Below are 20814 nucleotides of genomic sequence, written 5' to 3'. Positions count from 1 at the left end.
AGGGGTTTAAATCCTGTTAATTCTGAAAATCCTGATTCAGACAAGTTTTTTAAACCCTATCAATCCATTTCTCAATAGTCGGGGCGTGGTAGTTGCTCAAAGCTTGTAATAAACGTTCAGGTTTTTCTTCGACTAATAAACTTTCTAAGTGTTCGCTTCTTAGAAATCCTTGCGCAACGCTATGTTCTAGGAATTCTAATAAATAACCAAAATAGCCCGCAATATTTAATAAGCCACAAGGGCTATGATGTAACCCTAATTGTGACCATGTCAGGACTTCGAATAACTCATCTAATGTGCCCCATCCACCTGACATGGCAATAAAAGCATCTGATAGTTCCATCATCTTGGCTTTGCGTTCGTGCATACTGTTGACGATGATTAATTCTGTTAGTCCTTGATGTGCCACTTCTTTAGCAACGAGAAATTCAGGGATTACGCCGATGACTCGCCCGCCCGCATTTAAGACGCTATCGGCTAATACGCCCATTAAACCAATATTTCCTCCGCCATAAATCAAAGTAATATCTTGCTTAACAAGAGCTTTGCCTAAAGATTGGGCGGCGTGGCTGTAATTGGGATGGCTCCCTTTATTTGCCCCTGTGAATACGCTGATGCTTTTGAGTGTTGTCATGCTGATATCCCTCATGAATTGGATGTATAGCGCAAAGTGTGAGCGCGCTATACACTACGCCTTTTCTCTTTTAGTGATTGTTCAATTATGCGTGTGTTAGGTATCGAAACGTCTTGTGATGAAACTGGGGTTGCGCTGTATGACAGTGAACAGGGGTTGTTAGGACATGAATTATATAGTCAAGTCGAACTCCATGCACAGTATGGCGGGGTTGTTCCTGAATTAGCCTCTCGTGACCATGTACGCAAAATCATTCCTTTATTAACCGATTTATTGCAGAAAACAGGTACACAGCGCGAGCAGATTGATGGTGTTGCTTATACCGCTGGCCCTGGTTTGATTGGTGCGTTATTGGTTGGGGCTTCTGTTGGGCGTAGTTTGGCGTGGGCATGGGGTGTGCCTGCTATTGGGGTGCATCATTTAGAAGGGCATTTATTAGCACCAATGTTAGAAACACCTGCGCCAATTTTTCCATTTTTAGCCTTGTTAGTTTCTGGTGGACATACGCAATTAGTCGCGGTGCGAGGGATTGGGCAGTATCAGTTATTGGGGGAATCGGTAGATGATGCAGCGGGCGAGGCATTTGATAAAACTGCAAAATTATTGGGGCTTGGTTATCCCGGTGGTGCTGCTTTAGCACGGTTAGCGGAGCAGGGACGACCTGAAATGTTTCATTTTTCGCGTCCGATGACAAATCGGGCAGGTTTAGATTTCAGTTTTAGTGGCTTAAAAACGCAGGTTTTGACAACGTGGCAAGCGCAGGAAAATCCTAGCGAACAGGTTCGTGCCGATATTGCCCGCGCCTTTGAGGACGCGATTGTCGACACCTTAGTGATTAAATGTCGACGGGCATTGCAGGAAACGCGCTTACAGCGGTTAGTGATTGCGGGGGGCGTTGGTGCAAATAAACGCTTGCGTCAACAGTTGCAAGCATTGGGGAAAAGTTTGCGCATTCAAGTGTTTTATCCGCGTATCGAGTTTTGTACGGATAATGGTGCGATGATTGCGTTAGCGGGATGTTTGCGCTTACAAGCGGGACAGTCAAATACACTTGATTTTAATGCCCGCCCTCGCTGGTTAATGACCGCGATTGATGAAACTTATCAAGCTAAATCGCCATAAAGTGCTTGGCAAATCGCTAGAATCGTGATGGTTGCGGTTTCTGTGCGGAGGATGCGTGAGCCTAAACTAATGGCTTTATAACCTGCCTGTTCTGCGGTATTAACTTCAGTTGTGGTAAATCCGCCTTCTGCACCAATCACTATGCGTAATGTCGTGGGTGGCGTTTCTAATTGTAGTGGTAAGGGATAATGAGCGGTTGGGGAAAGGATATAGGCGAGTTCGTTCAGTGGCTCAGAAAGATAGTTTTCTAAGGTGGTGACAGCATGTAATGTTGGTAAGCGATTACGTCCTGATTGTTCGCACGCACTGATGAGAATTTTTTGCCAATGTTGGGCGCGTTTATTTGCGGTGATAGGGTCTAGTCTGACACTGCGTTCTGTCATAATCGGTACAATGGTATTCACGCCTAATTCAACCGCTTTTTGCAGGGCATAATCCATGTGTTCTGTGCGTGAAATTGCTTGTACCAGTGTTAATTTTAAAGGGGATTCACGCTCTATTGTGTGCCATTCGCCAACGTGTAAACGGGCATTTTTTTTACCAACATCAACTAAACAAGCATCATATTCTCCACCTTCACCATTAAAAACCCTCAATTTATCGCCTTCTCGCAAGCGTAAGACGTTTAGCATGTAGTGTAAGACCTCTTTAGGAAGGTCAATGCGGGTGAGAGGGGAGAGGGAAAGCGGGAGGTAAAAGCGGGATAAACGCATAAGTACAGCCTCAATGGGATATGCAAAGTTGGTCAGAAAACGGCTTATTTTACTGTAGTTAGATAAAAAGCAAAAAATACTACAGTTTAAAATTGCTTAAACGGTATGATGGTTGTTGATAGTTTTGGGGAAATATTTTTTATTATCAGTAGATTGATTCTAAATAGGCAAGACAATACCCTATTTATTTATGTTTTATCGCATCAATTGCAACGAGGTAAGGAAATTATGCTGACAGCTGAAGAGAAAAAACAGCAAGTTGCTAAAGCAGCATTGGAGTATGTTGAGCCGAATACGGTGATTGGAGTCGGTACAGGAAGCACCGCAAATTGTTTTATTGATGAATTAGCAAAAATGAAATCGCAAATTGAGGGAGCTGTTGCAAGCTCCCAAGCGACAGCAGACCGTTTAAAATCACATGGTATTCCTGTCTTAAATTTAAACGGTGTAGGCGAATTATCGATTTATGTTGATGGTGCAGATGAAGCAACACATCTTTTGCAGTTAATTAAAGGGGGCGGTGGTGCGTTAACCCGTGAAAAAATCGTTGCGGCTGCCAGTGCTAAATTTATTTGTATTGCGGATGAAAGCAAATTAGTGAATCAATTAGGACAAAAATTCTATTTGCCTGTTGAAGTGATTCCGATGGCACGCAGTTATGTTGCGCGTCAGTTGGTGAAGTTAGGCGGTAATCCTATGTGGCGGGAAGGCTTTACGACAGATAACGGCAATATGATTTTAGATGTTTATAATCTGAATATTAGCGAACCGTTAAAGTTAGAAACCGCTATTAATAGCATTGTGGGCGTAGTTGAAAATGGTTTATTCGCCCATCGTCCCGCCGATGTATTACTGTTAGGCACTGATAACGGGGTTAAAAAATTAGTTGTATAGTAACCGTACTATAAAACGATACCGAGGACTGGCAATCCTGTGAGGACTGCCAGTCCTAAATTTAACCCGAGTTCGGCGAGTTTTATAAAATAAAACAGAGACCTGCTAGGTTTTAAAAACCTAGCAGGTCTTTTTTTGTCTGAATCAGAATTCACAGAATTTTCAGAATTAGCAGAATTAAAAAGTGTGATTCACCTGACTTTTTGGTTTGAGGGTTTTAAATCCTGCTAATCCTGTTAATCCTGAAAATCCTGATTCAGACAAATTGTTGTCTTTTTATAAGAAACTCGCCGAACTCAGGTGTGGAATAGCAAAGCGTATTCCACCATACGATTTATAATCTTTTTTTGCTCAGTTTTTGCAGAATTTCAAGGTGGAATACGCTTCGCTATTCCACCCTACAACATTCAAGCTGTTGTCTTTTTAAAAGAAACTCGCCGTACTCGCGTTAAATTTAAATCACTTTGTGGTACGTTTACTATATTTCATTTATGAAATCTCGCAAAACTGGGGTTAATTTTTACACTTAAATGGCAGGTAAATAGGATTGAGCGTGGTTGTACCAGTATCCGCATTCTTGCAACTCCAAGTTCGTGATTCAGACAGATACACCAATCCCAGTGTGGCGTTGGCATCAAAACCAGCATCGGTTTTTAAGAAGGCGGTGTAGAGACATTTTTTATCATCAGAGAGATGAGTATGCACGATGTTTTCTACATACTTGTTGGTAATTGCAATGCCTATTTCTTTTGGGTTAGGACAAGCATGTTGCGCCGCATAAAAGGCTTCCACGGGAGATTTTAGTTGTTCCAATATACTCAATGATAAATTCACTTTAGCGCGTTTTAGATAATTCCAATAAGAAGATGGATTTTCGTTCTGTTTGGAATAAATCACTGACCCAATACCTAAGCAAAAACATAACAGCAAAACGCCAAATGCACTTTCAGCCCGTCTCTTACTCAACACTGCTGGCAAGGTCAGCGCGGCGGCAAAAAATACTGCGGTAGCAGAACCTGTACCACACACAATCGCCCCCAACACAAACACAATAAAAGCTACTATCAACCAGCTGATTTTGGAAGGTATTTTTTTTGGCTGTACTGCAATGGGTTCATTAGTTGGTTTCATTGCGCCAGTCTCTTGGTGACATATAGTAAACATATCATAACGCGAGTTCGGCGAGATTCTTTTAAAAAAGACAACAGCTTGTCTGGTGAATCCAGATGAAAAACAAGAGAATAATCTCTGCCAGTCCTTCAACCCTTTTCGCGTGCTCCGACAGACCTGCTAGGTTTTTAAAATCTAGCAGGTCTCTGTTTTATTTTATAAAACTCGCCAAACTCAGGTTATCATAAAGTGATTTAAATTTAGGACTGGCAGTCCTCGGCATTGTTTTATAGTACGTTTACTATACTGTGAATCCCGATTCAGACAAAAAAAGTTACTCATCAAACTCAGGTTAATAAGTAATATTCTTGTATATTACTTTTTCATCAATAACCAGATTTTTTAAAATCGTTACTATCTTTTCCGCACTGTGCCCATCACCATAAGGATTTACAATATTCTTAATAGATTGGCGATATGCCATATCAAATAGTGATTGTTGAATTGCGGCTAAAATCTGCGTTGTATCATAATCTGTAAAAATCACATTACCTGCATTTAAACGCCCTCGTTGCCGAGAGCCAACATTGACAACAGGTAAACCCAAACTAGGTGCTTCTAAAATGCCTAAACTGGAATTGCCGACTAAACAAGCTGCATGACGCAAGACATTAATAAATAGCGTGCGCTCTAAGTTCTGAAAAAGAAATAATTGTGGATACTTCTGCGCATATTCTTGATAAGCCTTAATAATTTCATAATTCCCCGCATCAGAATTTGGGTAATTAATCAAACAGTTACAACCCGTTGCGACAATAGCATCTAAGGTTTGACGAATATTAACTGCTGATTGTGCATATTCCGTGATAATGGCATGTTGCACTAAGACTAAATAATTACCTTGAGTAATATCAAACTGTAAGGCTGTTGATAAAGCCTGTCGGTCTAAAACAGGCGTTTCTAAAAAGCGGTCTAAGGCAGGATTTCCGACAACAAAGATTCTCTCTGGCTCTTCCCCTAAGCGACGTAACACATCTGCATGAGCAGGATGCGTGGTGAAATGTAAATGCGCAAATTTAGAGGTTGCATAACGGACTGAATTATCAATATTTCCATCTTTAGCAATATCGCCGCCGAAAAAATGCGCAACCACAATTCCCATATAAGCTGCAGTAATCGCTGTAGAAATCGCTTCTTCTCTATCACCCGCGACCATGACTACATCAGGTTTAAGGCGGATAAACGTTTGTGCAAAGGCAGGGATTTGATGCCCTAAAGAAATAACTCGCCCAATTTTTTCATTGGTATCAACAAGATTATAAACTTTATCTGCAATTTTAAATCCATCTTGTTCAATATGGACAAGGGTTTTACCAAATTGTTCCGATAAATGTGCACCTGTTACTAAGATAGATAAGTCTATCTCTGCTAATTGATTCAATTTTTTTAGCACAGAATAAAGTAAGTCATATTCGGAGCGAGCTCCTGTGACAAAAATAATTTTTTTCATGTTTGTTTTCATTGGTTAAAACACATCAGAATCTCCCATACTGACGCGCCAGTGTTGGGCATTGTAGAGGGCAGATTGATACGATTCCCCAAAAGCACGAACGCCTAAATAGGTTAACGGCAAGGTCGGAATAAAACCGATTTTTTCTAATGGCAAATAGAGTGCGTCTTGCAAAGAGACCCAGCCATTAATCTGCGTGATAGGGTGATAAAACGTAACGATTTGATTCAGCAAGGCAAGCAAGAGGCTTTCATCCGCAGGAAAAATACATTCAACAATATCAACGGCCCGCGTTTCTGCCGTTTGATACAACTTAGTCACTGCAAAATAGGTTTGTTCGTGGTCAGAACAGCTAAAAATTGTATAGTGATTGCTTGGATTTTGTAGATAACGCCACGTTAAAAAATCGCTGGATTTATGCACACTGACAGGAAATGCTTGGCAAAACGTTCGATAAGTGTCTGCATGTTGCGCGGTAAATTGGCTAATCGGTTGAATCAACACGCTAGCTTGTGTCGTTTTTAACCCTTGAGTTGCTAAGGTTAAAGTTGGAAGAAGATTTAAATTATGCCAAGCTAATTTTTTAATAAAACCATAGTGCGAATTTCGATTCGGAAACCCCCAAATACTGCTAAATCCTGCCTGTTGCATGTCGCTATAAAACTGTTGGGCTAAATCGGTAAAAATGCCCCGCCCATTATATTGCGGGTGTGTCATCGTCGTCATAGACAGCGCGGATAAAATCGGCGTTCCTTCCAGATTCAAATAACAGGGGCTAGCAGCATAATGCCCAACCAGCAACTCATCATCCCACATGAGATAAATCAAAGGGCTATAAACAGGATTTTGTAAAAATCGCCATTGCCAATAAGCCAGTGACAGTGGCTTGCCGAATGTTTGCTCGAATAGGGTTAAAATTTGCGCTTCTTGACCTGCTTGATAGCGAGTAATTTGCATGATTCTCCCCTTTGATGATTGAATGCCTAAAATTTGTTTATTTTTCTAATAATCTTGGCATCAATTCGACCAAATTGCAGGGGCGATGCCGATAATCTAATTGGTCTTGAATCAACTTTTCCCATGCGGTACGACAAGCCCCAGAAGAACCTGGCACACAAAAAATATAAGTCCCATTTGCAACGCCTGCGATAGCGCGAGATTGAATCGTTGAAGTTTTAATTTCTTCATAAGAAACCATGCGGAAAATTTCGCCAAAGCCTTCTAATTCTTTATCTAATAATGGTTTAATCGCCTCTGGTGTGCCATCGCGTCCTGTCACCCCTGTTCCGCCTGTGCTAATAATTGCATGGACATCAGCATCAGCAATCCAACGTGAAACAATAGCGCGAATTTGATAAATATCGTCTTTTACAATCGCTTTTTCTGCTAAGACATGTCCTGCTTGAGTCAATTTGTCGACCAACAGTTGACCCGATGTATCATCAGCTTCTGTGCGTGTATCAGAAATTGTTAAAACGGCAATACGAATGGGTTTAAATTCTCTGGACATGATGTTTTACCTATTTAAATGAACAATACCTTGATAAAGAGGGGTTATGGTTATGACTTTTTTAAAAATAATGATGATGTGTTTAAGCATCAATCTACTGATACTTTGGAGTTTTCCTGTTAATGCATTGAATAATAAAAGTATCCCTGAAGATGCCATACAAGGCGATTTTGATGGAGACCACAAAACGGAATTTGCATGGATTACCTCAAATATCAAAGAACCGCAAACAGGGGATAATATGGATGAATGTGAAGGCGGTGATTGTCGCTGTATTATCCATTTTTCGAATTCCATGATAAAGGAAATCGTCGTTTCTATGTGTATCGGGGCAGATTTATTGCAGAATGAGGGGGATTTAAATGATGATGGGGGCGATGATATTGCTTTAGTCCCTAGTTGGTGGACAAGTTGTTGGCAAGCGGCGCACATTTATACATTGAAAAATCAGCAATGGCGCGAAATGATTAAACCTTTTTCTATTTATTGCGCTCAATTAGAGGAAAATCCTGATATTGTTCGCAAAGTTGGTCATCATTTGATTGAAATAGAAGAAACGCATATAGACGATGACACATTTCAGGTTAAAAAACGCACTGTTAAGGTTAAATAAAAATGGGGAACAGTCAATAAATCTGTTCCCCATCAAGTTCAGTTATAGTAAACGCACTATAAAACGATGCGAAGGACTGGCGGTCCTCACAGGACTGCTAGTCCTAAATTTAAATCACTTTATGGTACGTTCACTATATGTTTAAAACCCAATCAAGACTTAACTTCTATCCCCAGTCGTTGTCGAATTTAAGCGATATTCGATATAGGCTTCATCTCGTAATTGACGCAACCATGTTTGTAAATCTTCCGCAATTTTACGTTGTCGAATTTGCTCAGTTGCTTTCATGCGTGAGGCTTGCTCTGTATTATCTTGTTGACGGCGTTCTAAAACTTCTAAAATGTGCCAGCCAAAATCGCTTTTAAAGGGGTCACTGATTTTGTTTAAAGGAGAACGAATCACTGTTTGCTCAAATTCAGGCACCATATCCCCCGGATTAACCCAATCTAACGCGCCGCCATTATTCGCGGAGGCATAATCCTCAGAATAGGCTTTGGCTAAATCGGCAAAATTTTCTCCTTTTTCAATCCGTTCCTTAATCCCTTCTAAACGCGCTTGCGCTTCAAAATCTGACATCACTTCGCTGGTTTTAATCAAAATATGACGGACGCGACTTTGTGTCACAATGTTTTGTGCAGATTGCCCCCGTTTATCAACCAATTTAATGATATGAAATCCACTTGCGTTCCGAATTACATCGCTAGTTTCCCCAACTTGTAAACGGCTTAACGCATCGGCAAATAAATTGGGAATTTCGCCTAAACGTCGCCAGCCTAAATCCCCCCCTTCTAAGGCTTGTGGGCTATCAGACATTGCAACCGCTGTTTTTTGGAAATCTGCTCCCGCCCGTAGCTGAATTAAAATATCTTCAGCTCGTTTTTGTTTTTGGGCAATTACTTCAGGCGAAGCCGCTTCTGGTACAGCAACCAGAATATGAAATAAACGGAATTCGGTAGCTGTTTTTCCTGTCTCTTGTTTAGCTTGGGCTAATAAAAATGCATCAATTTCACGGGGGGAAACATTAACTCGATTAACAACTTGTCGTTGCTGTAAGCGTTGAATAATTAACCGATTGCGAATATCTTCGCGGAATTGATTAAAACTTAATCCCTCTTGTTCTAAGACCATCCGCATCTTTTGCAAATCTAAATTATTTTGAGCAGCCACTTTGCGCATGGTTTCATTCAACGCATTATCATCTACATTAATGCCTGTCCGTGCGGCTAATTGTAACTGTATTTTGCCCATAATCAGGCTTTCTAAGACTTGACGTTCTAACACCTGACGGGAAGGAATTTGAATTTTTTGCTCGTTGAGTTTTGCCTCTGTCGCCCGTACTTCGTCTTGCAAGGCTAAGGCGGTAATCACATCATCATTGACAATCGCAACAATATAATCAAGCAATTGTGTTTCTGCTTGAACCACTAAGCTGTAACATAATAATAAGCCTGTGAGTAACTTCTTCATGCTTAATCCTCAATTATTTTGCACTGAGCCGTGATACATCGGGCTGAATTCGTGGACAGCGTGAATAAACGCGCCAACATGTTCGGGGTCAACTTGCGGATGAATCCCATGTCCTAAATTAAAGACATGACCTGAACCATGTCCATAACTGGCTAAAATTTCCGCGACTTCTTCACGAATCCGTTGCGGAGAGGCATACAATACGCAAGGGTCCATATTGCCTTGTAACGCCACTTTTTGCCCAATCCGTCGCCGAGCCTCACCGATAGGCAATTGCCAATCCAAACCGACCGCATCACACCCTGTTGCTGCAATATGTTCTAGCCAATCATTGCCGCCTTTTGTAAATAAGATGACAGGTACTTTTTGCCCTGCTTGTTCTCGCTGTAGCCCTGCAACAATTTGTTGCATGTATTGTAAAGAAAACAGTTGATAATCACGGGTTGTTAATACACCGCCCCATGTATCAAAAATCATCACTGCCTGTGCACCTGCGACAATTTGTGCATTTAAATACAAGGTGACGGCTTGGGCTAATTTATCCAGCAATAAATGTAAACTATGGGGTTGGTCAAACAATAAACCTTTAATCTTACTAAATGTTTTAGTTGAACCACCTTCCACCATATAAGTGGCTAATGTCCAAGGACTGCCAGAAAACCCAATTAACGGCACACGTCCTGCCAATTCACGGTGAATCAGACTTACGGCATTAATCACGTATTGTAAATCTTGATGCGGGTCAGGAATGCCTAACGCTTCAATAGCTTGATGATTGCGCAAAGGATGGCTAAAAATAGGACCTTCACCTTCACTGAAATACAGCCCAAGCCCCATCGCATCGGGAATCGTTAAAATATCTGAAAACAGGATAGCGGCATCCAATGGATAACGGTCTAAAGGTTGCAAAGTAACTTCACAAGCAAGCTCTGGGGTTTTACACAGCGTCATAAAATCACCCGCTTTTGCACGAGTTGCTCGATATTCAGGTAAATAACGCCCTGCTTGTCGCATCATCCAGACGGGTGTTTGATCAACAGGCTGACGCAGTAAAGCGCGTAAAAAGCGGTCATTTTTTAAAAAAGAGGTCATGGAAATCGTTGCGCGTGTTCACAAGAGAAAGAGCTGATTATAACTGATTCTGACGCAGGGCTATATTCCCTCTTGCGTGGATTTTCTGACAGCTTGATGTTGTGATTATGTAGGGTCAACCTAGGGCATACCCCTTATTTCCTCAAGCAGGTATTCTGTTTGATAGTGAAATAAAGACAAAATAGTAACAATAATTACAGATAATTTTTTATCTTTTAAATAGATAGTGCAATTTCTATTGAAGCCGATACAACTCTCTTTTTCAAGATTGTATCAGTCATAAAACGCTTGCTCTAAAAGACTGGTTGGTCAAAGCTTATATAAAATGTGTAAAATACAAAAATTTTGACTCAACAAACTTGACTGGCTGTTTCATGCTCTCGCCATTTGCCACCGCTTAAGATAAAACCGAAACACTATGATAAACTATGATATTTTTCTCAATAACTGGTTGCTTATTGTCGGTATCATTATTGTTTTTGCGGTTATATTAGGATTCTTTTTATACAAGCACCGCAAGCAAAACCCCCATACAACAGAACAAAATAACTTTCTTGCAGACGCGCCCTTATTTGATGATACCGAGAATGCTAGCCTTCCCCCGTCAGATGCAAACGCGGAAACTTTATTTCAAACCGACTTACACACCAATAATGAAGAAGAAAATACTGCTGAAACATCCCTCAAAGAACCCAAAGAATTAATTATTGTGTTATTCGTCATCGCACAACATGAAACAGGTTTTTTAGGTACAGATATTTTTGAAGTTTTACAAGATTTGGGGCTAATTCACGGTAAAAAACGCATTTTCCACCATTATGGCTTAGGAGAATCAAAAACCCAGCACCCGATTTTTAGTATTGCTAATCTCATGGAACCTGGTGTTTTTAACCCTGAAGATGCGCATATATTCCATAGCCAAGGGCTTGCTTTATTTTCACAATTACCCGGTCCTTTTGGCGGACGAGTTGCATTTGAATTAATGCTAAATACAGCGCAACGAGTCGCAGAAACATTAGGCGGTATTGTGGAAAATGATCGGCATCAACCATTAACTTCAGAATTAATTGATGAATTACGTCAACGTATTAACGAATTTGAACAACGTACATAAATCACGATAGATCAATAAACCATTACACAGCTAAAGCATCACGACAATAAACTTAATTCTTTCCTTTCGTGAATCCTGAATGATATGATTAAGAAACTGTAATATTTAGCCCATATAACAGCGTTGTCATTCATGACTTTTGTAGTGGTTTTTACATAAAAAAAATAGAGCATTCATTATTTATATTTAAGTCTAAATAAATACTAACCCATGAAAATTACAGCCATTGGTGTAAACGCGGCATTCTCGACAGGAGAATATGAAGACGGCTTATCCGTTCAAGATGTGCGTGAGTTGATTTTAGAATTAAGAAAAACCAGTACATTACGAACCCTGTCAGAAGCTGAACTCACTGCGCAACTGACACAACGCAGTAAACGCTTTTACAATCCTAAATGGCATTCAAATTTCTTAATTGAGTTTGATATGCCTAGCAAACGCGGTTCAGCTCCTTATCGTTTACTGGTAGATATGGGCGGAGATGCACGCCACGCTTTAAAAGCCCTACATTTATCTTCTACACAAATTGATGGCGTTTATATTTCCCATCCGCACAACGACCACATCGGCGGTATGGAATGCATCGCATTAACCACCCTGTTTAATCCCAATTACACCCAACAAAAGAAAGCATGGTTAAACGGAATGTTTATTGCGGATAAATTATTTCACGAACAAACACTATGGGCTAACCCCCCCTCTAATACCAAACCTGATTTATTTATTCACAAAAAAGTGTTAGAGCCATTAAGACGTGCCGTCGGGCCTGGATTAGATACCGTGCAAGGTGTGCCAAATGTTAATTTAGAAACTTATTTCGATATTCACCTTGTTGGCAAACAAGAAGATGGCAGAACCGTGACCCATACATTTCAAGATGGCGAAGAATCATGGGTCATGACCCCTGTTTTTGCCATGCATGTATTTTCTAGTTCTGAAGAAATGCCCAGCTACGGGATTAGCTTACAACATACAAGCGGTTACAACGTGTTAATGCCGACGGATATTCAATTTATGATTCCGCCACAATTAGAAATGCACTACCGCAAAGCCGATCGAATTTACATGGATTGTGAAACCAGCTCATTCCCCTCAGGTGTACATCCCCATATTTCCGATTTAATCAAACATTTAGACCCAGAAATTCAAAAAAAATGCCTTTTATATCATTATGATGCCTATCCCGTTGTACCCGATGGCATGTTTTTCGGCATTTTAAATGCGGGCGATAACCATATTTATCCGCCTCCCAAAAACTAACGTCATTGTGGGCGGATAACATCAATTAAAAAACCTGCTAAATTTTCAAAATCTAGCAGGTTTTTTTTAACCTTTCGCCATTTGCCACACTTCATCCAAAACCGCCGCTGCTCCCCGTGCAACTTTATACCGCACGGCATAAGACACCTCTGTCCGTCCGGGGTTAATTTCTACGGTTGGAATTCCTAACGAACGTGCCGCTAAAACAGGTTGCGCGATATAAGGAAAAACGCTGGTTGTGCCAATCGTAAAGACTAAATCGACACCATCTTCTAGTACTTTATACAAACGATGTAAAGCAGGTTCGGGCAACATTTCCCCAAATAACACCACATTAGGACGAACTAAACCGCTACATTTAGGACAACTAGGGGGGAATCCTGCTAATTCAGTGTAATCCGTGACAGAAAACTGATAACGACATTTGACACAATGTAAATCGTAAACCCGTCCATGAATTTCGATAACGTGTTTATTCCCTGCTAAACGGTGAAAGCCATCAATATTCTGCGTCAATACCCACGTTTCTGGCTTCGCTTGTTCTATCTCAGCAATCACCTCATGCCCACGATTAAAAGACGCACCGCGACAAGACTTTTCAATTTCTAACAAGTATTTCCACGTAATTTCAGGCTTACGCATTAACATATCGCCCGACAAGGCAACCTCTATCGGCATATTGTCGTGGGTTAATTTGCCATCGTACAAGCCACCAATGCCCCGATAAGTCGGCAAGCCTGAATCGGCGGACATGCCTGCACCTGTAATAAACAGGATTCGTTGTGCATCCCGAAGATGTTCAGCAATCGTTTTTAAGGGTGTGTCCATGATTATTTAGCTTAGCGTGAAAGGGCGAAAACTCGCCCCCCCTTTTTTAAAAGTTTACCGCAATTGGTCACGCAATAAAGTCAGAATCTGCTCAGCCGTTTGAGTGGATTCTAAATTGCCTTTTTTGCTCAATACAGCAATTCGTGTATGGTTTTCATCTTTTTCAGGCATGAGGAAAATAATGTATTCTTCTGTCGCTATTTGGTCACTGCTACCAAATAAGGTATCCCATAAGCCTTTGCTTTGTGCGGCTTGCTTTGCGTTTGCGTAGCGGATAACGTAAACGCGGTTAGTACGGTCGCGTTTATCGACGCTAAAGCCGATACGGTCTAGTGCGATGCCTGTATCGCGCCATGTGCTTTCAAAATCTGCACGTACTAAAAGACTTAATCCATCTGCTTGTTTTTGTAGCTCGATTTTATTATCTGTGTTGCTCGCGGTATTTGCTTGCGCGACAAAGTTCATAGCAAGACTATCTTGTAAACCAAAATAGACGAGCATCCGCTTCATCATTTCATTTTCTAATTCTTTGTTAGCGGGTTCGGATAACCAAATTAAAGGTTGCCAAACGTAGTCGTCACCAACACGAACCCGTTTTGTCCCTTGATGACTGATATAAAGTTCAGTCGTTTTGCTATCGCTACCGCGTTCTAAGCGCATTCGATAGCGGTTGCGGGTTGAGGTGCTACTGTCTTCTACCCATTTGGTTTGTAAAACGCCTAAAGCAGGGGCATCAATTTCTAGTTCAAAGCCATTTTTTATCCAAAATTGTCGAGCAACTGACCAAATTTGTTCTGGTTCAGCATGAATAAGCATCCATTGGTTATTGCCTTCTTTTTTGACTTCCACTTCATTCAGTTCTGGCAATACGACTACTTTAGTTTGTCGGGCAGTTTGGGTTAAATCGACGACGGGCGGTTTATCGCGTGGGGCAGGCATTGTCCCTGTGGTATTTGTACCAGTCTGTAATTGTGTAACGGTGTTTTGGCTGTTATTAACCGCTCTTGCATTGGCACTGACTTCAGGAATTGGCATTTCTCCATTGATATTGGGGTCAGTGATGGTGGGCGGATATTCTAATGGCGGAATAGTCTTGCTGTCTTTGTATTGGTCACGGTTATCAGGCAAAGCACGGTCGATTTTATCGAACATGCCACAACTGCTTAAACTGGTGCAAAGGAGGAGTAATCCACTAACTTGTTTTAACGGAGAGGACATAGTCAGACCTTAGGCAATGAGAATTTGATGAGGCAATGGTAATTCGTTGAGTAGTATGAAATTAGGGTGATGGTGTTTTAAATCCGCCTGACCCTAACCCGCCTTTTTTTGCAGTGCCTAACGGCTCTAATGTTATCGGTTGTTCTAATGGGGTTTCCGTCAGATTTTCATCAGTAGTATCGATACTATCAGGCTCTGCGGTTTCTACACGTGCATTGGGTGATGTATTTGGTTTTGTTGTTGTATGAGGTGCAAGTGTTGGCTTTGGTTCTGCCAATTTTGGCGTTATAACAGGTGCTGTGGTTGCTGTTGATGTAGCGGGCGTTTTTTTATTAGTCGTACTTGAAGAAGTACTGATATGTTGAGAAGCATTGTTATTCGCTAATTCGCTAGAAACCGTCAACGGTTGCATAATTTTTCCACTTTCGTAGCTCGGATTATCGACCCATGATTTATCGAGGAAAGGAACAACAATACTACAGCCTGTCGCACATCCAACCGTAACGGATAGCGTGATAAGGTTTATCAACCGCTTCATGTGTTTTGACCCATTGATGTCGTTAAGTGGTAAGGTTTTCTTAATTTAAGAAAGCGGTGAAGGTTTTAACATTTCACCGCTTATTAAAGCTGTTTAGATTATGTCTATATTAGACACCCGCTGCTTGCATGGCTTGCTTAAGAACAGCGTGATATTTTTCAGAAAGTGGGGTTAATGGCAAACGAATGCCATCGCCAATTAAGCCCATTTGTTGAACGGCCCATTTAACAGGGATAGGATTCGCTTCAACAAATAAGTCAATATGCAGTTTTTGTAAGCGTTGATTAATCGCTTCTGCCCCTGCACGGTCGCCTTGTAAGGCTTTTAAACACATTTCATGCATTAACTTGGGGGCAACATTTGCCGTTACAGAAATTGTGCCTTTCATACCGCGCAAAATTGCTTCCATCACGGTGTTGTCATCACCGCTATAAATCGCAAATTTATCACTCGCAAAGGCAACTAAGGCATCAACGCGATTTAAGTCGCCTAGAGCTTCTTTAATCCCGATAATATTATCAATCACCGATAAGCGTTTAACGGTTTCTGGCAACATATCGCAAGCCGTGCGACCAGGAACGTTGTAGAGAATTTGGGGAATATCGACACTTTCGGCAATTTTACGATAATGACGATATAAACCTTCTTGTGTGGGTTTGTTGTAGTAGGGGGTTACTAACAAACAAGCGTCCGCGCCCGCTTTTTTCGCACATTCCGTCAATTCAATGGCTTCTGCCGTAGAGTTTGAACCTGTTCCGCCAATCACGGGCACGCGCCCTTTAGCCATCTCGACCACGAGGCGGATAACTTCACAATTTTCTGCATGGGATAGGGTTGCAGATTCACCCGTTGTACCAGCCGCCACAATGGCATCGGTCTGGTTTTCGATATGAAATTCCACTAAACGGCGTAAGGCTTCAATGTCTAATGTGCCATCAGTGTGCATAGGGGTGACTAATGCCACCATACTGCCTTGAAACATGAGATGACTCCCTCAGTCAAAATTCAATCACGGAATTAAACGATTCATAGTACGTATCTTGCCTAATGATAACAAGTAGCGAGGGGATATTTTCTACATTTATTGAGGGACTGTAAGTCATGTAAAAAGAAATATGGCAAATGTCATGATATTTGGGGAAAAACGATTAAATATTTTTTAACTAAATATTATCCAATCGTTAAATAATATCTATCACTCTTAAAATATTGGATAATTCTATGAGCACAATATGACAATTTATTAGATTGCGCTCCAAACACATAATATTGATACTAATGGAGAAATACGGCTATGTCAGAACAATTTAAAATCGGCGAGGTGGTCGCATTAAAGTCAGGCTCTCCACGCATGACTATCACGGAACTGAATGAAAAATTAGCAAAATGCTTATGGATGTCAGAAAATCAAATTTATTACAATGTATTCCCATTAATTGCGCTAGAAAAAGATTACGATCCACCAATCGTCGGAGAAATAATGGGTTAATGCTAACTGTTTTAATCTGAGCCTCATCTTTTTTTAATATGAGTAAAATGGCATAGGCTATTTTACTCAATTACTTACCTGTTTATGTAAAATCCTACTGAATCTTAACTAGTTATAACCGTTCAGCAATTCGTAAAACTGCACTGCGGGCGCGAGGATTTTCATCAATTTCTGCATCACTGGGATAAATCGCTTTCCCCACTAAACGCACGGTTGGGTTTAATAAATGCGCAGGAATGGGAAAATTTGGCGGATAAGGGTCGCCTTTGGCTTCGTCCCGAAAAAAGCGTTTAATAATACGGTCTTCCAAAGAATGGAAACTAATCACCGCTAAACGTCCTTGTTTGGCTAACACGGCTAAGGCTTGCGGTAAAACGGCTTCTATCTGCGCTAACTCACGATTAATAAAAATCCGTAAGGCTTGAAAAGAACGGGTTGCGGGGTGTTTATCCACTTCCCAAGCAGGATGTGCAGTGCGAATAATTTCTGCCAATTGCACCGTATGGGTTAATGGCTTTTGCGTGCGTGCGCTGACAATGGCGCGGGCAATTCGACGTGCATGACGCTCTTCCCCATAGTTTTTTAAAATATCCGCAATGTCTTTTTCTCCCGCCCGCGCAAGCCACGCACTCACAGGCTCGCCACTGCTGGTATCCATGCGCATATCCAGAACCCCATCCCGCATAAAACTAAAGCCACGTTCTGGCGTATCTAACTGTGGCGAAGAAACCCCCAAATCTAACAAAATACCGTTAATTTTTCCTTGTAATTGACGCGCTTCAACCACTTTTTGCAAATCCATAAAGGGAGTGTGTTCGATAGAAAAACGTGCATCGCTTTGTTGTAACGCCTGCCCAACGCTGACAGCGTCGGGGTCTTGGTCTAACGCAATTAACCGCCCTCGTGCGCTCAACCGTGCCAAAATTGCGCGACTATGCCCGCCCCGTCCAAATGTGCCATCGATATAAATGCCATCAGCTTGAATATTTAATGCGTCAATGGCTTCTTGTAATAAAACAGAACGGTGTTCTGTGGTCACGCTGAATACTCCTGCGGTTTTTTTGTTGGGGTAGAACGTCTGATTTTTGAAATTTTTTGTGAATGTTTTTTTAAAATTAGCTTTTATCTACAATTTATTAGAGATTTTTTCTACTGCTTATAAAACATCTGGAAAAACGACTGATGACGATGTCTGCTTATATGAAACCTGTCATGCCTTTAGCGAACCTGAAAAAAGACGGATAATAACTTGAGTTCGGCGATATTTATAAAACAAAACATAGACCTGCTAGGTTTTCAAAACCTAGCAGGTCTGTCGGAGCACGCGAAAAGGGTTGAAGGACTGGCAGAGATTATTCTCTTGTTTTTCATCGGAATTCACCAGACAAGATTAAAACCTTGTCTGAATCAGGATTAGCAGGATTTAAAACCCTTAACCCAAAAATTTAAGGTGAATCATGCTTTTCAATTCTGCGAATTCTGATTCAGACAAGCGGTTGTCTTTTTTAAAAGAAACTCGCCGAACTCAGGTTAGATATAGTAAACGCACTATAAAACGATGTGAAGGACTGGCAGTCCTCACAGGACTGCCAGTCCTAAATTTAAATCACTTTGTGGTACGGTTACTATAGGTTTTAATCAAGCATCTGTTTACCACAATGTACGCACTTATCATTTTGTATAACAGGGATAAATTCGTTATCTGCTGTCTTTTGGCGTGATACTTCTGTTTCTGGTAAATGCGTTTGGCAACGACGGCAACGGAGCATTAAGCCTTGTTGTTTAACCGTTGTTTGAGAGGTATTGCTTTTGCGGGTCATTATCTCTCGTTTGAGAGAGGCAATATATCGGCGAATGATATACCAAAGAAATGCCGCAATAGCAGAATAAATAAGAAAACGGATTAATCCCATAAGGCAATATTCACAGAGATATTATGCGGATTGACGCACAGGATTTTCAACTTGTAAGCGATGGGCTAATTTATCTAGTATCCCATTGATATATTTATGGCTTTTATCTGCACCGAAGCGTTTTGCCAGTTCTACAGATTCGTTAATAGCGACGCGCCAAGGAATATCAGGACAGTAGGACAGTTCATAACTGCCTATCCATAAGATAACTTGTTCAATGGGGTCTAATTGGGCGACGGGACGGTCTAAGAAGGAGCTGAATTTTTCATTTAATCCAGCAGTGTAGAGTGGAATCTCGTGGAGTAGCTTATGAAAATAAGGAATATCCACTTTGCTCATGTCTTGGTCAACGAGAAATTGTTCCTCGATGCTTGAAACGGATTGTCCTGTAAATAGCCATTGGTATAAGGCTTGGAGTACACGTTCTCGCGCTGCACGGCGGGCTAACGGGGATATTTTCGGTTTATTTTCGAACATGATGAGAGGACTCTAAATGTTAAAGAACAAAAAACGCTAAATAGCAAAAATAAGGGTTTGCAATGAACTCGCATTGTAAAAAAACCTTATTTTTCATCAGTGAATTGCGAATAAAAAACGGCGTAGTTTACGCTAATTATGTATAACAATTCAATGGTTTTTATAAAAAACTTGTTAAGTTGTTTTTTATAAAATAGGGATACCGCCGTTTAAAAATGGGGGTATCCGTTTGCTGCCCTTAGATTTTTGTTATAAAAAGACGCGCATTTGTTTTGGCTTTATAAAGACTTTTTCACCTTTTTGCAGGCTGAGTTGTTCAAATTCGCCTTTGCTTAGTTCTGCTTGTAAGACGTTTTCATCATCTGGGCGATGTAGTTCTAAGCGGATAGAAGAGCCGACTTTACTAATGGTGGTAATAATCGCTTCTAACGCGCTTTGATGGGGGGCGCGGGTAATTTCTAATTCATGCGGACGGACATAGGCAACTGTTTCAGATTGTTCTATATGGTGATGTTCGTTTAATGGAATTTGTGCATCCCCAACATGAACCGTGCCGTTTTGTAAGCGTCCATGAAAAAGGTTTACATTACCTAAAAATTGGTAAACGAAGGGGTTTGCTGGGTGCTCATAAATTTCATTGGGTGTGCCGATTTGTTCGATTTTCCCTTGATTCATCACTACGATGCTGTCCGATACTTCCATGGCTTCTTCTTGGTCATGGGTGACGAAAACACTGGTTAAGTGGATTTCGTCATGTAGTTGGCGTAACCAGCGACGCAATTCTTTTCTAACATTGGCATCTAACGCGCCAAAAGGTTCATCAAGTAGCAACACTTTGGGTTCAACGGCTAATGCTCGCGCTAGTGCAACCCGTTGCCGTTGTCCACCTGATAATTGGCGGGGATAACGGTCAGCAAGTCCATGTAATTGAACTAATTTCAATAGACTTTCTACCCGTTTACGAATTTCAGCTTTTGGCGGACGGGAATGGCGTGGACGCACTCGTAAGCCAAATGCTACATTTTCAAATACAGTTAAATGCCGAAATAAAGCATAGTGTTGGAAGACAAAGCCGACTTGTCTTTCTTGTACAGGCTGGCTGGTAGTTTCTTCGCCATGAAAATAAATATTGCCTGAATCGGGGGTTTCTAAACCCGCAATAATGCGTAATAGCGTGGTTTTTCCACAGCCTGAAGGACCTAACAGCGCGACTAATTCGCCTGTTGGTACTTCTAAATTGATGCTTTTCAACGCTTGGTATTGATTAAACGTTTTTTGGATGTTTTGAATGGTAATACTCATGATTCGTTCA

22 protein-coding genes are annotated in these 20814 nt (G+C 41.1%); 6 read left to right on the top strand and 16 right to left on the bottom strand.

Translation table 11 applies throughout. The annotated features are described in order from the left end of the window. Window positions 1-49: 49 nt before the first annotated feature. The gene (locus BEGALDRAFT_RS16760; protein WP_002692071.1) at window positions 50-634 is read right to left on the bottom strand and encodes an LOG family protein; all 585 of its coding nucleotides are present in this window, start codon (window positions 632-634) and stop codon (window positions 50-52) included. An 87-nt stretch (window positions 635-721) separates the two neighbouring features. On the opposite strand from BEGALDRAFT_RS16760, the gene tsaD reads away from it, so the two are divergent. Then, window positions 722-1756: a tRNA (adenosine(37)-N6)-threonylcarbamoyltransferase complex transferase subunit TsaD gene (gene tsaD, locus BEGALDRAFT_RS16755; protein ID WP_002692069.1), complete on the top strand. Its 1035-nt coding sequence runs from the start codon at window positions 722-724 to the stop codon at window positions 1754-1756. On the opposite strand, the gene BEGALDRAFT_RS16750 is transcribed toward tsaD, so the two are convergent. Next, window positions 1738-2469, bottom strand: a complete 732-nt coding sequence (locus BEGALDRAFT_RS16750; protein ID WP_002692065.1) for a 16S rRNA (uracil(1498)-N(3))-methyltransferase — start codon at window positions 2467-2469, stop codon at window positions 1738-1740. The genes tsaD and BEGALDRAFT_RS16750 overlap by 19 nt on opposite strands. Before the next feature lie 231 nt (window positions 2470-2700). On the opposite strand from BEGALDRAFT_RS16750, the gene rpiA reads away from it, so the two are divergent. Beyond that, a complete protein-coding gene (gene rpiA, locus BEGALDRAFT_RS16745; RefSeq protein WP_040295758.1) occupies window positions 2701-3363 on the top strand; it encodes a ribose-5-phosphate isomerase RpiA in 663 nt (220 codons plus the stop codon). 513 nt (window positions 3364-3876) lie between these two features. On the opposite strand, the gene BEGALDRAFT_RS16740 is transcribed toward rpiA, so the two are convergent. From BEGALDRAFT_RS16740 to moaB, 4 genes are all read right to left on the bottom strand, one after another. Next, window positions 3877-4494: a pilin gene (locus tag BEGALDRAFT_RS16740; RefSeq protein ID WP_002692061.1), complete on the bottom strand. Its 618-nt coding sequence runs from the start codon at window positions 4492-4494 to the stop codon at window positions 3877-3879. Window positions 4495-4825: 331 nt separating this feature from the next. Beyond that, on the bottom strand, window positions 4826-5983 hold the full coding sequence (gene neuC / locus BEGALDRAFT_RS16735; RefSeq protein ID WP_002692059.1) for a UDP-N-acetylglucosamine 2-epimerase: 1158 nt from the start codon (window positions 5981-5983) through the stop codon (window positions 4826-4828). Window positions 5984-5998: 15 nt separating this feature from the next. Then, window positions 5999-6940 (bottom strand): GNAT family N-acetyltransferase, encoded by a 942-nt coding sequence (locus BEGALDRAFT_RS18560; RefSeq protein ID WP_002692057.1) that lies wholly within the window; start codon window positions 6938-6940, stop codon window positions 5999-6001. A 37-nt stretch (window positions 6941-6977) separates the two neighbouring features. After that, window positions 6978-7493, bottom strand: coding sequence for a molybdenum cofactor biosynthesis protein B (gene moaB, locus BEGALDRAFT_RS16725; protein ID WP_002692055.1), 516 nt, complete (start codon window positions 7491-7493; stop codon window positions 6978-6980). Window positions 7494-7545: 52 nt separating this feature from the next. Here moaB and BEGALDRAFT_RS16720 point away from each other — a divergent pair, with 52 nt between their 5' ends. Next, entirely contained in the window at window positions 7546-8106 is a 561-nt protein-coding gene (locus tag BEGALDRAFT_RS16720; RefSeq protein WP_002692053.1) for a hypothetical protein, read from the top strand. Window positions 8107-8265: 159 nt separating this feature from the next. Here the strand turns inward: BEGALDRAFT_RS16720 and BEGALDRAFT_RS16715 are convergent, their stop codons facing one another. Together BEGALDRAFT_RS16715 and hemE are read right to left on the bottom strand one after the other, a co-directional pair. After that, complete coding sequence (locus BEGALDRAFT_RS16715) at window positions 8266-9573, bottom strand: peptidylprolyl isomerase (protein ID WP_002692051.1); 1308 nt, start codon at window positions 9571-9573, stop codon at window positions 8266-8268. 9 nt (window positions 9574-9582) lie between these two features. After that, on the bottom strand, window positions 9583-10665 hold the full coding sequence (gene hemE, locus BEGALDRAFT_RS16710) for a uroporphyrinogen decarboxylase (protein WP_002692049.1): 1083 nt from the start codon (window positions 10663-10665) through the stop codon (window positions 9583-9585). 418 nt (window positions 10666-11083) lie between these two features. Between hemE and zipA the strand changes: the two genes are divergently transcribed. Both zipA and BEGALDRAFT_RS16700 read left to right on the top strand, forming a co-directional pair. Beyond that, window positions 11084-11779, top strand: coding sequence for a cell division protein ZipA (gene zipA / locus BEGALDRAFT_RS18555; protein ID WP_002692046.1), 696 nt, complete (start codon window positions 11084-11086; stop codon window positions 11777-11779). Between the two features lie 210 nt (window positions 11780-11989). Beyond that, a complete protein-coding gene (locus BEGALDRAFT_RS16700) occupies window positions 11990-13039 on the top strand; it encodes an MBL fold metallo-hydrolase (RefSeq protein WP_002692044.1) in 1050 nt (349 codons plus the stop codon). A 66-nt stretch (window positions 13040-13105) separates the two neighbouring features. On the opposite strand, the gene BEGALDRAFT_RS16695 is transcribed toward BEGALDRAFT_RS16700, so the two are convergent. The 4 genes from BEGALDRAFT_RS16695 to dapA form a co-directional block, all read right to left on the bottom strand. Further along, the gene (locus BEGALDRAFT_RS16695; protein WP_002692043.1) at window positions 13106-13867 is read right to left on the bottom strand and encodes an NAD-dependent deacylase; all 762 of its coding nucleotides are present in this window, start codon (window positions 13865-13867) and stop codon (window positions 13106-13108) included. A gap of 54 nt (window positions 13868-13921) precedes the next feature. Continuing rightward, window positions 13922-15085, bottom strand: coding sequence for an outer membrane protein assembly factor BamC (bamC, locus tag BEGALDRAFT_RS16690; protein ID WP_002692041.1), 1164 nt, complete (start codon window positions 15083-15085; stop codon window positions 13922-13924). A gap of 61 nt (window positions 15086-15146) precedes the next feature. Next, entirely contained in the window at window positions 15147-15623 is a 477-nt protein-coding gene (locus BEGALDRAFT_RS16685; RefSeq protein ID WP_002692039.1) for a hypothetical protein, read from the bottom strand. A gap of 109 nt (window positions 15624-15732) precedes the next feature. Continuing rightward, entirely contained in the window at window positions 15733-16605 is an 873-nt protein-coding gene (dapA, locus tag BEGALDRAFT_RS16680) for a 4-hydroxy-tetrahydrodipicolinate synthase (RefSeq protein WP_002692038.1), read from the bottom strand. 312 nt (window positions 16606-16917) lie between these two features. Between dapA and BEGALDRAFT_RS16675 the strand changes: the two genes are divergently transcribed. Further along, window positions 16918-17112 carry a DUF2158 domain-containing protein gene (locus BEGALDRAFT_RS16675; RefSeq protein WP_002692036.1) on the top strand — a complete coding sequence of 65 codons (195 nt, stop codon included), beginning with the start codon at window positions 16918-16920 and terminating at the stop codon, window positions 17110-17112. Between the two features lie 112 nt (window positions 17113-17224). On the opposite strand, the gene rsmH is transcribed toward BEGALDRAFT_RS16675, so the two are convergent. From rsmH to BEGALDRAFT_RS16655, 4 genes are all read right to left on the bottom strand, one after another. Further along, window positions 17225-18151 carry a 16S rRNA (cytosine(1402)-N(4))-methyltransferase RsmH gene (rsmH, locus tag BEGALDRAFT_RS16670; protein ID WP_002692034.1) on the bottom strand — a complete coding sequence of 309 codons (927 nt, stop codon included), beginning with the start codon at window positions 18149-18151 and terminating at the stop codon, window positions 17225-17227. 595 nt (window positions 18152-18746) lie between these two features. Then, on the bottom strand, window positions 18747-19025 hold the full coding sequence (locus BEGALDRAFT_RS16665; protein WP_002692032.1) for a hypothetical protein: 279 nt from the start codon (window positions 19023-19025) through the stop codon (window positions 18747-18749). 21 nt (window positions 19026-19046) lie between these two features. Next, window positions 19047-19502, bottom strand: coding sequence for a transcription antitermination factor NusB (nusB, locus tag BEGALDRAFT_RS16660; RefSeq protein ID WP_002692030.1), 456 nt, complete (start codon window positions 19500-19502; stop codon window positions 19047-19049). Window positions 19503-19751: 249 nt separating this feature from the next. Beyond that, window positions 19752-20804: a sulfate/molybdate ABC transporter ATP-binding protein gene (locus BEGALDRAFT_RS16655; RefSeq protein WP_002692028.1), complete on the bottom strand. Its 1053-nt coding sequence runs from the start codon at window positions 20802-20804 to the stop codon at window positions 19752-19754. Window positions 20805-20814: the final 10 nt, after the last annotated feature.

Source organism: Beggiatoa alba B18LD, from assembly GCF_000245015.1.
Classification (GTDB): domain Bacteria; phylum Pseudomonadota; class Gammaproteobacteria; order Beggiatoales; family Beggiatoaceae; genus Beggiatoa; species Beggiatoa alba.
Note: the sequence above shows the minus strand (reverse complement) of the source record. Positions and strands in the feature narration are given on the sequence as shown.

Bases quoted from the DNA above. Each gene is read 5' to 3' on its own strand.
- BEGALDRAFT_RS16760 (WP_002692071.1), bottom strand. From the start codon at position 634: ATGACAACACTCAAAAGCATCAGCGTATTCACAGGGGCAAATAAAGGG.
- tsaD (WP_002692069.1), top strand. From the start codon at position 722: ATGCGTGTGTTAGGTATCGAAACGTCTTGTGATGAAACTGGGGTTGCG.
- BEGALDRAFT_RS16750 (WP_002692065.1), bottom strand. From the start codon at position 2,469: ATGCGTTTATCCCGCTTTTACCTCCCGCTTTCCCTCTCCCCTCTCACC.
- BEGALDRAFT_RS16740 (WP_002692061.1), bottom strand. From the start codon at position 4,494: ATGAAACCAACTAATGAACCCATTGCAGTACAGCCAAAAAAAATACCT.
- neuC (WP_002692059.1), bottom strand. From the start codon at position 5,983: ATGAAAAAAATTATTTTTGTCACAGGAGCTCGCTCCGAATATGACTTA.
- BEGALDRAFT_RS18560 (WP_002692057.1), bottom strand. From the start codon at position 6,940: ATGCAAATTACTCGCTATCAAGCAGGTCAAGAAGCGCAAATTTTAACC.
- moaB (WP_002692055.1), bottom strand. From the start codon at position 7,493: ATGTCCAGAGAATTTAAACCCATTCGTATTGCCGTTTTAACAATTTCT.
- BEGALDRAFT_RS16720 (WP_002692053.1), top strand. From the start codon at position 7,546: ATGACTTTTTTAAAAATAATGATGATGTGTTTAAGCATCAATCTACTG.
- BEGALDRAFT_RS16715 (WP_002692051.1), bottom strand. From the start codon at position 9,573: ATGAAGAAGTTACTCACAGGCTTATTATTATGTTACAGCTTAGTGGTT.
- hemE (WP_002692049.1), bottom strand. From the start codon at position 10,665: ATGACCTCTTTTTTAAAAAATGACCGCTTTTTACGCGCTTTACTGCGT.
- zipA (WP_002692046.1), top strand. From the start codon at position 11,084: ATGATAAACTATGATATTTTTCTCAATAACTGGTTGCTTATTGTCGGT.
- BEGALDRAFT_RS16700 (WP_002692044.1), top strand. From the start codon at position 11,990: ATGAAAATTACAGCCATTGGTGTAAACGCGGCATTCTCGACAGGAGAA.
- BEGALDRAFT_RS16695 (WP_002692043.1), bottom strand. From the start codon at position 13,867: ATGGACACACCCTTAAAAACGATTGCTGAACATCTTCGGGATGCACAA.
- bamC (WP_002692041.1), bottom strand. From the start codon at position 15,085: ATGTCCTCTCCGTTAAAACAAGTTAGTGGATTACTCCTCCTTTGCACC.
- BEGALDRAFT_RS16685 (WP_002692039.1), bottom strand. From the start codon at position 15,623: ATGAAGCGGTTGATAAACCTTATCACGCTATCCGTTACGGTTGGATGT.
- dapA (WP_002692038.1), bottom strand. From the start codon at position 16,605: ATGTTTCAAGGCAGTATGGTGGCATTAGTCACCCCTATGCACACTGAT.
- BEGALDRAFT_RS16675 (WP_002692036.1), top strand. From the start codon at position 16,918: ATGTCAGAACAATTTAAAATCGGCGAGGTGGTCGCATTAAAGTCAGGC.
- BEGALDRAFT_RS16665 (WP_002692032.1), bottom strand. From the start codon at position 19,025: ATGGGATTAATCCGTTTTCTTATTTATTCTGCTATTGCGGCATTTCTT.
- nusB (WP_002692030.1), bottom strand. From the start codon at position 19,502: ATGTTCGAAAATAAACCGAAAATATCCCCGTTAGCCCGCCGTGCAGCG.
- BEGALDRAFT_RS16655 (WP_002692028.1), bottom strand. From the start codon at position 20,804: ATGAGTATTACCATTCAAAACATCCAAAAAACGTTTAATCAATACCAA.